Raw genomic sequence first — 14,653 nt, 5'->3', positions numbered from 1 at the left:
AAACTTAAACACTATGCTAAATACCCTTTTGCAGGAAACTGCACAAGATGCTGAATTACTAGAACCGGAAGTAACCGAAAAAACCCTTTCCATCATGGAACTCCTCGTAAATGGAGGCCTTGGCGGACAAATTATAATTGGAGTACTTTTTATTTTACTGTTTGTAGCTGTATATATTTACTTTGAACGTTTGTTTGCGATCAAAGCAGCCTCCAAAATGGATGGTAACTTTATGAATCAAATTCGTGATCACGTAGCGACAGGAAATCTGCAAGGTGCAAAAGTATTGTGCGCCCAACAAAATAGTCCCGTTTCACGTCTTACCGAAAAAGGAATCTCTCGTATAGGTAGCCCCTTGGAAGATATCAATACAGCCATCGAAAATGCGGGACGTCTCGAAGTTTACAAACTAGAAAAGAACGTTAGTGTTCTTGCAACGATTGCAGGAGCAGCACCCATGATCGGTTTCCTTGGTACCGTAATCGGAATGGTATTGGCTTTTCATCAATTGGCAACTAGTAGCGGACAAGCAGAAATGGGTTCCCTTGCTGAAGGTATCTATACAGCAATGACAACCACTGTAGCAGGATTGATCGTAGGGATCATTGCCTATATGGGGTATAACCACTTGGTCGTGCGTACCGATAAGGTCGTTCATCAAATGGAGGCCACAGCAGTAGATTTCTTAGACCTTTTAAACGAGCCAGCTTAGTATGAATTTGCGCGGAAGAAATAAAGTCAGCCCAGAATTCAGCATGAGCTCCATGACCGATATCGTATTTCTGTTATTGGTATTTTTCTTATTGACCTCACCGGCGATCACCCCAGACGCTTTAGACCTTATTTTACCTAAAGCTAAAGGAAAAAGCACCAATGCTCAAAAAGCATCCGTCAGTATTACAAAAGACGGTGCCTACTATGTCAATAAAGAACGTGTAAGCGAATACACCCTCGAGTCAGCTTTAACAAGTGCTTTGGCCGGACAAACAGAACCAACCTTGATCTTGCGTGCCGAAGAAGGCGTGCCTATTGAAGATGCCGTTTTTGTAATGGACATCGCCAATAAAAATAACTTTAAAGTCGTTTTAGCAGTACGTCCTAATTAAGTTTTTGGGCGTTACCCAGACGCTCGCTACGCTTGGTCTGCGTCGGGCTTTCACTGCTACACGCCTGCCCGTCCAATGAACGTGAAGGCGGGGTAGCATCGTTCAATCCCTAACGCGGGTTTCGGCTTCGGTATAACTTTTGGTACTAAATAATATAATGAGTCTTTTAGATACAAAACATAAGAAAAAGAGCATGACCATCACGGTAATTTTACACGTGATCATTTTGCTATTGCTTTTTTTCGTCGGACTAACATATCTCGATCCAGCGCCAGAAAATGGTATCGCTGTTAACTTTGGAACCACAGATGAAGGCTCCGGAAACATTCAACCTACCGAAGCGATCAAATCTGCACCCAAACAAAATACACCACCACCGGTTGAGCAACCCAAAAGCGACATTAAGGAAGATGTAGTTACCCAGGATACCGAGGACGCGCCAGTAATTAAAAAAGACAAACCCAAAACCGAGCAGGTTGAAAAGCCCGTAAAGGTAGAACCTAAAAAGGATCCTCCAAAGAAGCCAGATCCAAAACCAGACAAAACCACCAGCGATGCCTTGTCTAATCTAATTAACGGACCAAAAAGTGACGGAACCGCTAAAGGCGGAGAAGGTGACGACACAAAACCTGGTGACAAAGGGAATCCAAATGGTGATCCCAACGCACAGAGTTACTACGGAACGGGAAAAGGTTTAGATGGCGATGGAAATTATCTTTTAGGCGGTCGAAAAGCCGTTAATAAAATTAGAAACCCGCAAGAATGTAATGAAGCGGGCTTGGTTGTGGTTAGTATTGAAGTAGACCGCAACGGAAAGGTCATCTCTGCCAAAGGTGGCGCTCGCGGTACAACTAATAATACGCGCTGTCTTATTCAAAAGGCAGAGGAAAATGCACGCGCTACCAAGTTTAACCAAGATGCCAATGCTCCTGCCAAACAGATCGGTAAGATCATCTATAATTTTAAGTTAGGGGAGTAGTGGGTTTGATGAGCTTCTATTTCTAAAGGCATTATTTCCATACACTATAGTTTAGTGAACAGTGAACAGTGACTAGTGATTGGTAAATTCTAATCAACTTTTGAAAGCCTATTTTTTAGCTTTTTAGCTAATCAAAGCATACATCCTCCAGAAGCCTCAATACGCTGCCCGTTGATCCATTTTGCATCATCACTACATAAAAAAGCAACCACGCTTCCAATGTCTTCGGGTTCACCCACACGGCCCAAAGCCGTTACATTAGATACAAGTGCTCTTTTTTGGTCGTTCGATTTATTTTCTCCTCCTCCAAAATCGGTCGCAACTGCTCCTGGTGCAACTACGTTTGCTCTAATCTTACGTGAGCCTAATTCTTTTGCGAGGTAACGTGTAAAGACTTCTACAGCGCCTTTCATTGCTGCGTAAGCGGAAGAATTCGGAAAGGTAAAACGCGCCAAACCAGATGAAATATTTATAATGCTACTACCGTCTGGCATAAAGGCCAATGCTTTTTGCGTAAGGAAATACACACCCTTTAAATGAATATTCGACATTTCATCAAATTGTTCTTCGGTAGTTTCCATAAAGGGTTTGTAGATTCCCGTTCCAGCATTATTGATCAAGAAGTCAAAATGCGATGTTCCGTATTCTTGCCCTAAATAGGTGCTTAATTGTTTAAAAAAAGTATCAAAGGTGTCTACTTTACTTGTGTCTAATTGAAAAGCGTGAGCACGTTGCCCTATAGCAGTGATCTCTTTAACAACTTCTTCAGCCATGGATTTGTTAGAATGATATGTTAGTACCACATCGACACCTCTTTTAGCTAGATTTATGGCTATGTCTTTTCCCAAACCCCGACTTCCACCAGTTACTAAAGCAATTTTATTTCTGTTCATTTTAATCGTTTTTTATAGTGCTGTTTCCTAAGCATAAAGATAACGAAATTGATCAATTGGTGGCTTTAGGCATTACGCTTTATGCTTTGGAGACTATGAATGTTTTGTAATTTTCGAACTGTGCTTTATAAGCAAGTCGTGGATGATTTTTTTCTTATGCTATTTAGAATGACACATCTAGCAACGCCCAGCACCCAACACCTTACCTGCAGTATTAACATCTGTCATCCTTCTGTCTTTTTCACTATCTTTATTTTTAGAAAATTGCCATCATGAAAAAATTTATACTCCTTCTTGTTCCATCTTTGATATTGTTCGCCTGTCACGAAAAAGGGAGCATTAAAATTTCCGAAGAAAATTTCGAAAAAAAACCACACGATATTATGTTTGCACAGCGAGCTTACCCCACAGGTGAGCTAAAAACTGATGCCTATCGCAAGGCAGTGCAATGGAAAAAGCAACAAACGAAACGTGCGGCAAACGGTCTTCTTTGGGAGTTTGTAGGGCCTGTAAACGTAGGTGGTCGTATTACTGATATTGAAATTCCAGTTGATGATGGTGCTACTTTTTATGTTGGTGCTGCCTCCGGAGGAATTTTTAAAACTACCGATGCAGGGGCTACATGGCTTCCTATTTTTGATGAACAGGAAATGTTGTCTATTGGCGATATTGAACTTTCAAAAACAGACCCAGATATCGTTTGGGTTGGAACTGGTGAAGTAAATGCAGGAGGAGGATCACTAGCGTATGATGGCGATGGAATGTATCGATCAACTGATGGCGGACTTACTTGGGAAAGCAAAGGGCTCCCCAATGTGGGTAGCGTAGGAAAGTTACTTATTGATCCAGCCAATAATGATGTGGTTTATGCTGGTGTCATGGGGCCGCTATTCAGAAAAGATACAAATCGAGGTGTTTATAAAACAACGGATGGCGGTGCAAGCTGGGAACAGAAATTATTTATTAGTGATTCTACAGGCATTGTCGATATGGTAATTCATCCAAATAATGGAAATCTACTTTATGCTGCTAGCTGGGAACGTATTCGAAGACCTGCTGCACGTCAGTATGGTGGTGAAACCTCAGGATTATGGCGTTCTAATGATGGAGGTGATACCTGGGATGAAATGACCAATGGTTTGCCATCGAATCCAACAGAGAAAGGGCGAATTAGTATTGATATCTCGCAATCGAATCCCGATGTGCTTTTTGCGCGATATGCCGATGCCAACGGAAGCATTCAAGGTGTTTATCGCACAAATGACGGTGGAGACATCTGGACAGAACGCAATTCAAATCAATTGAGCAATGTAGGTTTTCATTGGTGGTTTCGAGGAATATATATTGATCCAACCGATGAAGATGTGCTCTATAACGTAGATTTTGAAGTGCAAAAGTCAACCGACGGGGGAATGAACTGGAGCGCCGCCTTTCCGAATGTACATGTCGATCAGCATGCGCTTGCTTTTAACACCATGATTCCTGGTGGAGTATTGCTTGGAAATGACGGCGGACTCTATCTTAGCGATAATAACGGAGCCACTTCAGTAAAAGATGAAACCTTACCTATCACACAGTTTTATCGTTTTTATGTTGACGCACAGAACGATGATAAGATCTATGGGGGAGCGCAAGATAATAGTACGATTAGAACGGTTACAGGGAACGATGACGATTGGGATGTTATTTTTGGAGGCGATGGATTCCAGCCCTTAGTGGATCCAGAAAACACGGATGTTATTTATGCATTATCGCAATATGGAAACCTCGGGAAATCTACTAACAACGGTATAAACTTCAGTAATGCAACCAATGGAATTCCAAATGGAGATCGAAAAAATTGGGATACGCCAATAACATTTGATCCATCCAATTCTCAGACATTGTATTACGGCGCTAATAGGCTGTACAAAACAACAAATGGCGCTGGAAATTGGACTGCAATAAGTCCGGAGCTTACAGGTGGGCCATATACAGGGAATTTGGTTTATGGAACGATCACAAGTATTAGCGTTTCTCCTTTTAATGGTGATTTGATCTATGTAGGAACAGATGACGGTAACGTATGGATTACTGAAGATGGCGGAGACAATTGGGAGAATATTTCAGCAAGCCTTCCGAACCGCTGGGTGACTTCGGTTTTGGCATCGAGGGATGATGAAGATGCGGTATATGTGACCTATTCTGGCTATCGGTATGGTGAAGATACGGGGCATGTATATCGAAGCTTAGATAGAGGTGCTTTTTGGTATGATATTTCCGCTGGATTACCAGATATTCCTGTCAATGATATTGTTCGCGATAGTGAAGGAAGATTGTATGTTGCAACCGATGTAGGTGTTTTCGGAAGTGGTACCGAAGGAAGTATTTGGGAGGTAATTGGCGGTAATTTACCGTCGGTGGTTGTTAATGATATGCATATTCACGAAGGATCACAACAACTTTATATAGCTACTTATGGACGCTCAAGTTATAAGATCGACCTGTCTAGTGTGATTTTAGGTAATTCTGAAGAAACTATTGCTATAGATCTACGAATAGCGCCCAATCCTGCATCAACTTATGTAAATGTATCTTGGCCTGAATCATTTGAGGCGAATTCAATGATCTTCTTTGATGTATTAGGACGGACCGCTCTTCGCGCTATAATTTCCGAAGGAAACAATAGCCAGATTGATATAGCACACTTGGCTTCAGGGCAATATTTCGTTGAGATCACAGATGGTGACACAAAAATTATTAAAAAACTTCTAAAAAAATAAGCTCATCAAATACAAAGAAACGATAGCATGGCTGTATGCCCAGTTGCCCATGTACCAACGAGTAGGGAAAACAGCCTATAAAGCCGACTTGTCAAATACCTTAGTTTTATCGGCATATTTAGATCACCCAGAAAATGCCTTTAAGAGCGTTCATGTGGCAGGCACCAATGGGAAAGGGAGTACGAGTCATATGTTGGCATCAGTGCTTCAAGAGGCGGGATACAAGGTAGGTTTGTACACCTCGCCACACTTAAAAGATTTTAGAGAACGTATTAAGATCAATGGGAAGATGATGCCAAAAAAAGCGGTGTCGTCTTTTATATCGAAGCACAAATTATTTTTTGAGGAGAATAAACTCTCATTCTTTGAAATGACTGTGGGTTTGGCATTTGATTATTTTAGAAAAGAGCAAGTTGATATTGCTATAATTGAAGTTGGAATGGGCGGTCGTCTGGACAGTACCAATGTGATCACACCTGAAATTTCTGTGATCACCAATATTGGAAAAGATCACACACAATTTTTAGGGAATACGCTGCCTGAAATTGCTACGGAAAAGGCGGGCATTATCAAAAAGGGGATTCCTGTGGTTATAGGTGAACGCCATCCCGAAACAGCAAAAGTTTTCATTGCAATTGCCGAAGAAAAAGAAGCTGCTATCCTTTTTGCTGAAGACATAATGTTTAAACCGTATAATGCTGATCTAAAAGGTGGCTATCAAAAGAAAAATAAACAGACCGTCTTAGCTTCAATACAAATGCTTCAAAAGCTGGGTTGGGCTATTTCGGAAGAAAACATCACACAGGGTCTGTTACAAACGGTTAAGAATACGAGCTTACTTGGCCGATGGCAAACGCTAAGGGAGAGCCCGAAGGTGATTTGTGATACGGCTCATAATGCTGAGGGGCTGTCGTGGGTGATTCCGCAGTTATTAGAACAAAATTATAAACACTTGCATATTGTTCTGGGTGTTGTAAGTGATAAGGATCTGGATCAGATATTGCCATTATTTCCTAAAACAGCACGGTATTATTTCTGTAAGCCCGATGTTCCAAGAGGTATGGAAGCAGCGATATTAAAAGAAAGGGCGCGAGCTTTTGATCTTGTAGGAGAGGTCTCTACTTCTGTAAATGACGCATATTTACAAGCGTTAGATACCGCTGAATTAACCGACCTTATTTTTATAGGAGGAAGTACCTTTGTTGTTGCTGAAGTTGTTTAGGTAATATTGCGTTGGGTTTTCAGTGAAGTGTATTGGATTCGAACCAATGACCCCCACCCTGTCAAGGTGGTGCTCTGAACCAACTGAGCTAACACTCCGAATACTTTTTCTCGCCGTTTATACGAGTACGAATAAGTAGTACTAAAGTACAATTTTGTAGGTCGAATAGTTTAAAGTTTTGTCAAATTATTTTAATAAACTATTTAGTACGTAATATTGAAATGATTAAGTCATGTTTTTTTTCTAAATGACTGCCTCTGTTGTTATATCGTTCGGGTAAGGTGAATGCAAAAAAAAATCCCGACACAAATTTGTATCGGGATTTCCTAAATGAAGTGGGCGCTGAGGGATTCGAACCCCCGACCCCTTGGGTGTAAACCAAGTGCTCTGAACCAACTGAGCTAAGCGCCCTCACTGTTAGCGAGGGCAAATATAAGGTAGTTTTATTATTTGGCAAACATAAATTTAAAATTATTTCAATTATTTTAATAGATCTAATATCCGTTCTAACGCCATACCACGAGATGCTTTGATGAGGATGTCACTTTGTGTCAATGATACCGTGCCTAAGTGCGCTTTTAGATCATCAAAAGTTTTAAAGAAATGCAAAAAAGGAGTCTCTGTTTTGGTACGGTAGAAGTTTTGACCAATAAGGTAGCATTGGGTAAATGAATGCTCCTTTAACCAATCTAAGATTTTTTGATGTTCTTGCGCTGCATCATTGCCCAATTCAAACATGTCACCAAGAAAAACAACTTTGTTGTCACCTGCATTTTTTTCAAAATGCTCCAATGCAGCCATCATACTACTGGGGTTTGCGTTATAGGCATCGAGTATGATCTTATGTCCAGCTTTTTCAATAAGTTGTGACCGGTTGTTTGTAGGAATATACTCTTCTATTGCATCTTTGATGTGGGCAATTGGAACGTTAAAAAAATGTCCTATGATAATTGCTGCAGCTATGTTCGTGAAATTGTATTTACCGATCAAGTTGGAGGTAATTACAGTGTTATCAACTTCCAGAACAACAAAAGGATCTGCTGTTTTATAACTGATTTTAAAATATTTCGGATCGCTTTCGCTAAAGCCGTACTTTTTAGCATAATTGAGCAATAATTTTTTCTGAATAGGATCATCGGCATTCAGAAAAATAGCTTCTTTGTTTTTTATTAAAAATTGATATAGTTCACTTTTCCCCTGAATAACTCCCTCAATACTTCCGAAACCTTCAAGATGAGCTTTCCCAAAATTGGTAATATAACCGTAATTTGGTTTTGCGATCTTGCAAAGTGCTTCAATTTCTTTGATATGATTAGCGCCCATCTCAACAACTCCAATTTCAGTTTGTGAATCCATTGAAAGAAGGGTAAGAGGTACACCAATATGGTTGTTTAAATTGCCTTTGGTTGCGACGGTTTGATATTTTTTCGACAGTACACAACTAATGAGTTCTTTTGTTGTGGTTTTTCCATTACTGCCGGTGAGTGAAATGATTGGCACCTTTAAATATTCCCGATGATAGGTGGCAAGCTCTTGCAGTAGTTTTAGGCTATTTGCACACAATATAGTTTCGCCTGTGTTCTTGTGTGAGCCTATTTCATCAATAATTACTTTTAATGCACCTTTGTCTAAGGCTTCTTGAGCAAACTGGTTGCCGTTAAAATTGTCGCCTTTTAGTGCAAAATAAAGACAGTTTTCTTTGATGTTTCTCGTATCAGTGCAAATACCGCTGCTGTTGAGGAAATGCTGGTGAAGAGTTTCTATTTTCAATATAATTTTGCGATTAAAGATTATAAACTAAAATTTTCAGCTTAAATTAAAGATACAAAAAAACCCTCTGAAGCATATGCTAGAGAGGGTTTGTTTATTTGCTAGTGTGCCTAATTAATCTCTAGGCGTTTTTCCTTTTTTAGATTTTGATCCAACACGTGACATTGCACATCTAAAACCAATATAATCGGTAGCCATATCTTGTGGGAAATAGCGACGTTGTGCTGGGTCTAGCCAGTAATCGCGATCTCTCCATGAACCACCTTTGTAAACTCGCACCTCATTGTTTACAAGTGTAGTACGGGTTGTATTTTGGTCAAATTGACGATCCATAGTTCCTGTGCTATCCGAATCAACTCTGTGTTTTGGTGAGTTGTACATACGCTTGTTCTCATCCTCTGGTTCATCTTCTTCACCAAACGACTGATAGTAGCGTGTTGAGCTTTTGTCTCCATCACGATAGTCTCTGTTATCACTTGTTGAGAAGTTTGTACGTAAGTACGTTTCGTTTTCGTCAACTGGAACCTGTAGAATTTCACCAGGAAGGTTACGAGCTACGATCTTTCCGTTACTTAAAGTATCAAATACTATAGAATCGGTGGTTACGATCTTAACTTTTCCGTCTTTGTCGATAGCGTTTTTGGTATAAACATTTCCACGGTAATAATTGAAATCATTAAATTCGTCATCTACAATCGGGCGGTATACATCAGCTACCCATTCGGCAACATTACCTGCCATGTCATATAAACCGTAATCATTAGGTTCGTATGATTTGATTTCAGCAGTAATATCAGCGCCGTCATCACTCCATCCAGCGATTCCACCGTAATCTCCATCACCTTGCTTAAAGTTAGCTAATTGGTCACCACGTGATCGTCTAGCTCCTGAACGTGTATATTGACCGTCCCAAGGATATTTCTTTCTTCCTCTATAAACATTATAGTTGCGTAAACTAGACATACCTAAAGCGGCATATTCCCACTCAGCTTCCGTTGGAAGTCTGTATCCGGGCAACAAAAGACCGTCTTTACGTTGAATGTATAAATTGGTACTGTCTTTACTTTTCTTCGCTAACATTTCTGAGCGTTTTCCACCACGTGTGATAGAGTCGCTTCCGCCGTAGGCAGATGTTGGAGAATTTAAATAAGTTTCTGTGCTAAAAGTTTGACCAGGCTCCACGTCATAACGGGCGCCACGAGCAGTAATTCCTTCTTCTTCAAGGATTAATTCGTTTACACGGTCTGTTCTCCAGCTACTAAACTCAACAGCTTGCACCCAACTAACTCCTACAACAGGATATTCGGCATATGCAGGGTGGCGTAAGTAGTTGTTGGTCATCACTTCGTTAAAACCTAGGCGGTTTCTCCAAACTAAAGTGTCGGGTAGTGCGCCTTCGTAAATTTTACGATAATTTTCGTTTTCCGGAGGGAATACACTCTTGATCCAATCCAGATACTGTAAGTACATTAAGTTGGTCACCTCTGTTTCATCCATATAAAAGGACTGAACGTGTTGCTGATTAGGAGAGTTGTTCCAATCGTGCATTGGGTCATCTTGTACTTTACCCATGGTAAACGTTCCACCTTCAATGAAGACTAGGCCAGGGCCAGTTTCTTGTTCTTTGGCTTTCGGATTGTACTGAAATCCGCCGTCTTTAGAGTTTAGTTTCCATCCTGTAGCACGGGAACTATCTTTATAGTCTCGTGACTTGTTACAACTGATTAAAACGGTAGAAAAAATTACTACCATAAGTAGCCTAAGGGCCAGAGTTTTTGTCAAGTTCATAGTTTCAATTATGAAGAAATTGGGTTCGCAATATAGTAATTAACGATAAAATTGCAATATTATTTTGTGAATATTGCTTGTTAGGTCTAGTGATTTTTACTCACTAACCCAATTGCAAACGTATTACTTTTTTAATTAGTATGCACAAATACCTTTTTTCATATAAAACTTTTGAAAAAACCTTCATACTAAGTGTATATTTGACACGTTACTACTATAATGAAAAAAACATTCTTTTTACTTACTTTACTATGCTTACCGCTATTTGCTTTTTCTCAGGTAAAGCGTATTTCTATCGATTGGAATTCGATTTCAGAGACGCTGCCGCTATCTGCGGACGCTAATAATTCGACTCAATTAACAGATAAGAAAACATATCAAGAGCGTCGTAAGGATGCCATTGCCCGATTAAATCTTTCATACGCAAATGGTGTGTTTACGTATCGCGAGCAATGGGGGGACACCGGGTATGCTAATGAAAATTCATTGCAGCTCAGCAATGTGCAATACACTGCGCTTTCTTCGGAAGAACAACAAAAGATCGATGTAACGCTAGTGCCAGAGACCATATCTTACGATATTATTAGTACAGAAGGGCGTGGGGTTATTTATACTATGGTGAGTATTTCGCCTGTGGTAAAAAGAAACGGAATTTTTCAGAAGGTCACTTCCTTTGAGATCTCCTATTCATATAGGTCTAGTGCGCCACAAAACGTTAGAATGCCTATTTCAAATTCAGTATTAGCTACGGGAGCATGGTACAAGTTTCAAATTGGTGAAACAGGAATCTATCGTTTGAGCAAAAGTTTTTTAAATGACCTCGGAATGAATACATCTAACCTTGATCCCAGAAGATTAAAGGTGTACGGACATGGTGGAAAGCCGCTTCCTCTCTTAGTTTCAAGAAATAGTGAATACGATCTTCCTCAAAATGCTATTCAGGTCATCGGCGAAGAAGATGGTTCATTTGATAATGAAGATTATGTGTTATTCTACGGAATAGGAACACTGGGTTTTGACCGAAAGACCGACGAAAACATTGATTCACATATTAATCCGTATAGTGATGAAGCCTATTATTATATTACAGCCGACGGCGATCCGGGTTTGCGAATACAACCCATGGTTGAGCCATCAGCCGCTCCAACTACTACTATTACGAGCTATGATGCATATCAATTTCATGAGTTGGATGAAGAAAGCCCAGGTAAAGTAGGGAGAAAATGGTTTGGGAATCGTTTTGACATTGAGAGTAGCCAGTCGTATTCTTTTGCTTTTCAAAATCTGGTAGGGGGTTCTCAGATGGATGTCACGGTGAAAGCTGGTGCAGTTTCGGCAACTTCAACTTCAATGGCTATTTCTATTAATGGTACTAGCGTAAACCCATTAATGTTTTCAATTTCTGATATTTTGAGTGTAAAGAGTTATGAAGGGCAGATACCAGCTCCAAATTCTGGAGAAGTTACTGTAGACTTAGAATACAGTAATGCGGGTAATCCCTCAAGCATTGCGTACCTTGATTATATTCGAATTAGGGCTTTGGCACAGCTTATAGGTACAGGGTCTCAATTCAATTTTCGCTATAATAATGCACAAACCTTGAGCGGTGTTGGGGCATACGAGTTAGGAAATATGACCGATTATCAAGCGGTGTGGGATGTGACAAATAAAGGAAATATTGGATTTAAACCCAATGAAGATGGATCGAGTATTTCTTTTAAAGCTAATCTTGGAGAGATCCGGGATTATGTGGCTGTTCACAAGACAGATTTTTATACTCCCATCAAAATAGCTCAGTCACAGGTTGCAAATCAGAATTTAAAGGGGACTATCTTTCAGGATGCCTCTGGGGCATTTCAAGATGTAGATTATATCATTATAGCACCTTCTTTTTTGATTCAACCAGCTTTGAGGTTGGCTAAACATCATAAAGATCTGAGGGGTTTACGTGTAAAAGTTGTTCCTACTGAAAAGATCTATGAAGAATTCAGTTCTGGGAAGCAAGATATTTCGGCTATTCGTAACTTTCTTAAATATGTATATGACAACGGAGTAACCGATAAATTGAAATATGTAGGTCTCTTGGGAGATACTTCCGTAGACTATAAAGATCGAATTGCAGGTAACGATAATATTGTTCCGTCTTGGCATACCTTAGAAAGTATCAGTACCACAACTTCATTTGTATCGGATGACTTTTTTGTATGTTTTGATCCAACTTCTGGTGAGATGGAAGCTAGTGATCGAATGGATGCTGCTGTTGGCCGTATATTGTGTGATGATGTGGCCTCTGCCAATGCGATGGTCGATAAGATCATTAATTACAGTACAAAACGCTCTTATGGAAACTGGCGAAATAACTTTTTATTGGTTTCAGATGATGTTGATGAACTATACGAATACGGATCTTTAGAAGTTACACTCGATGAAATTGGAGATGATATTGGTGATAATAAGGGGTTTATCAATGTAAAAAAGATCCATACCGATGCCTTTCAGCAAGAAGCTTCTGCCGGAGGAGATCGATATCCTGAAGTGACAAAGGCTATGAACAGTGCGATCGATGTAGGGGCGTTGATCATTACTTATTTTGGTCATGGAGGTGAAGATGGATTGGCTAAAGAATATATATTTACTAAAACCGACGCCCAATCACTCCAAAATAGAGATAGGTTGCCATTATTTGTCACAGTAACCTGTGAATATACCCGATTTGATAACCCGATCCGTATCACAGCAGGTGAATTGATGTACGACAACCGGGAGGGTGGGGCTGTAAGTCTTATTACTACAACCCGGTCCATAAGAGTTACTCTTGGTGTGACCTTTAATAAAGTTTTAGCTCCTATTCTTTTTGGCTACGGAACAAGTGATTACGTAACGCCAGCCGAAGCGTTAATGCTTTCGAAAAATGAACTGAGTAGCGATGTTTTAAAACGCGTGGTTTTTTATATAGGGGATCCGGCCATGGAATTGGCTTTCCCTAAACCCAGTATTCGCCTAACAACATTAAATGGAGAGCCTATTAGTTTAGTTTCAGATACCTTGAAGGCCTTAAGCAAAGTTCGAATGGGGGGTGAAGTGGTTGATGAGGTTGGTAATCTTTTGACTAACTATAATGGAACATTGGAAGCTAAAGTATATGACAAATACGTTCAGCGCGAAACTTTGGGAAATGACGGAACAAAAGATGATGCGAATGATTATGATGGCGACGGCGATACGAACAACGTTGTAAAACTAAACTTTAAGACGCTTGGTGAAGGGTTGTTCAACGGAAAGGCTTCTGTTACAAATGGCTTATTTGAGTTTGATTTTGTAGTGCCAAGGGATATTCAAATACCTGTAGGTCGCGGCCGAGTTAGTTTGTATTCTCAAAAAGAAAATGAATTTGAAGATCAGGCTGGTTTTAATTTGGCTATTAAAGTAGGAGGCTTAAATGAAAACGCAGCGGAAGATAATCAGGGACCACTTATAAGTCTTTTTATGAATGACGAAAGTTTTGCGTCTGGAGGGTACACCAATGATTCTCCTATTTTAATTGCTAAACTGGAAGACGAAAATGGTTTGAATACGGCAAGTGGAATTGGTCATGACATGATCGCGATCTTAGATGGAGATGAAGCCAATCCTATTGTTTTAAATGAGTATTACCAAGCAGATGTAGATGACTATATGCGGGGAAACATGTCGTATCGATTGCGTGATCTGGAAGAAGGACTACATACCTTGACATTTAAGGCGTGGGATGTCTATAATAATTCTTCAACTGCCGAAATTCAATTTATTGTAGCGGGTGATAATAGCTTAAAAATTACACGTGTTCTAAACTATCCGAATCCGTTTGTTGACTACACCGAGTTTTGGTTCAATCACAACCGGCCTTTTGAGCCCTTAGAGATACAGGTTCAGGTGTTTACCATCACTGGTAAGGTGGTTTGGACCAGAAACGATATTGATACAACTGAAGGCTTCTTATCTAGAAAAATTACATGGGATGGCCGAGATGATTTTGGTGATCGCATAGGAAAAGGTGTCTATGTATATAAGATTACTGTTAAATCTACGTTAACAAACAAGCAAGTTGAAAAATTTGAAAAACTTGTTATCCTTTAAAAATTAAAAGTATATTT

At 39.9% G+C, this 14,653-nt stretch carries 9 protein-coding genes and 2 tRNA genes; 6 read left to right on the top strand and 5 right to left on the bottom strand.

Features of this window, described 5'->3' with window-relative positions; translation table 11 throughout:
• Positions 1 to 13 precede the first annotated feature (13 nt).
• The 3 genes from ACY2RU_RS15635 (at position 14) to ACY2RU_RS15625 (ending at position 2,085) form a co-directional block, all read left to right on the top strand.
• Entirely contained in the window at positions 14 to 712 is a 699-nt protein-coding gene (locus ACY2RU_RS15635) for a MotA/TolQ/ExbB proton channel family protein (protein ID WP_490139418.1), read from the top strand.
• 1 nt (position 713) lies between these two features.
• Positions 714 to 1,106, top strand: coding sequence for an ExbD/TolR family protein (locus tag ACY2RU_RS15630; RefSeq protein WP_490139417.1), 393 nt, complete (start codon positions 714 to 716; stop codon positions 1,104 to 1,106).
• 157 nt (positions 1,107 to 1,263) lie between these two features.
• Positions 1,264 to 2,085: an energy transducer TonB gene (locus ACY2RU_RS15625; RefSeq protein WP_490139416.1), complete on the top strand. Its 822-nt coding sequence runs from the start codon at positions 1,264 to 1,266 to the stop codon at positions 2,083 to 2,085.
• A gap of 131 nt (positions 2,086 to 2,216) precedes the next feature.
• On the opposite strand, the gene ACY2RU_RS15620 is transcribed toward ACY2RU_RS15625, so the two are convergent.
• Positions 2,217 to 2,978 carry an SDR family oxidoreductase gene (locus tag ACY2RU_RS15620; protein ID WP_490139415.1) on the bottom strand — a complete coding sequence of 254 codons (762 nt, stop codon included), beginning with the start codon at positions 2,976 to 2,978 and terminating at the stop codon, positions 2,217 to 2,219.
• 272 nt (positions 2,979 to 3,250) lie between these two features.
• On the opposite strand from ACY2RU_RS15620, the gene ACY2RU_RS15615 reads away from it, so the two are divergent.
• Together ACY2RU_RS15615 and ACY2RU_RS15610 are read left to right on the top strand one after the other, a co-directional pair.
• Positions 3,251 to 5,740, top strand: a complete 2,490-nt coding sequence (locus ACY2RU_RS15615; RefSeq protein WP_490139414.1) for a VPS10 domain-containing protein — start codon at positions 3,251 to 3,253, stop codon at positions 5,738 to 5,740.
• A 4-nt stretch (positions 5,741 to 5,744) separates the two neighbouring features.
• Entirely contained in the window at positions 5,745 to 6,962 is a 1,218-nt protein-coding gene (locus ACY2RU_RS15610; RefSeq protein WP_490139499.1) for a bifunctional folylpolyglutamate synthase/dihydrofolate synthase, read from the top strand.
• 23 nt (positions 6,963 to 6,985) lie between these two features.
• On the opposite strand, the gene ACY2RU_RS15605 is transcribed toward ACY2RU_RS15610, so the two are convergent.
• The 4 genes from ACY2RU_RS15605 to gldJ form a co-directional block, all read right to left on the bottom strand.
• Positions 6,986 to 7,060 (bottom strand) — tRNA-Val (locus ACY2RU_RS15605).
• Between the two features lie 238 nt (positions 7,061 to 7,298).
• A tRNA-Val gene (locus ACY2RU_RS15600) sits at positions 7,299 to 7,373 on the bottom strand.
• Positions 7,374 to 7,442: 69 nt separating this feature from the next.
• Complete coding sequence (locus tag ACY2RU_RS15595) at positions 7,443 to 8,732, bottom strand: UDP-N-acetylmuramoyl-tripeptide--D-alanyl-D-alanine ligase (RefSeq protein WP_490139413.1); 1,290 nt, start codon at positions 8,730 to 8,732, stop codon at positions 7,443 to 7,445.
• A 114-nt stretch (positions 8,733 to 8,846) separates the two neighbouring features.
• Positions 8,847 to 10,520, bottom strand: coding sequence for a gliding motility lipoprotein GldJ (gldJ, locus tag ACY2RU_RS15590; protein ID WP_490139412.1), 1,674 nt, complete (start codon positions 10,518 to 10,520; stop codon positions 8,847 to 8,849).
• Between the two features lie 219 nt (positions 10,521 to 10,739).
• On the opposite strand from gldJ, the gene porU reads away from it, so the two are divergent.
• Positions 10,740 to 14,636 (top strand): type IX secretion system sortase PorU, encoded by a 3,897-nt coding sequence (porU, locus tag ACY2RU_RS15585; protein ID WP_490139411.1) that lies wholly within the window; start codon positions 10,740 to 10,742, stop codon positions 14,634 to 14,636.
• The last annotated feature ends 17 nt before the right edge of the window (positions 14,637 to 14,653 follow it).

Source organism: Ulvibacter sp. 2305UL32-6 (assembly GCF_058148545.1).
Note: the sequence above shows the minus strand (reverse complement) of the source record. Positions and strands in the feature narration are given on the sequence as shown.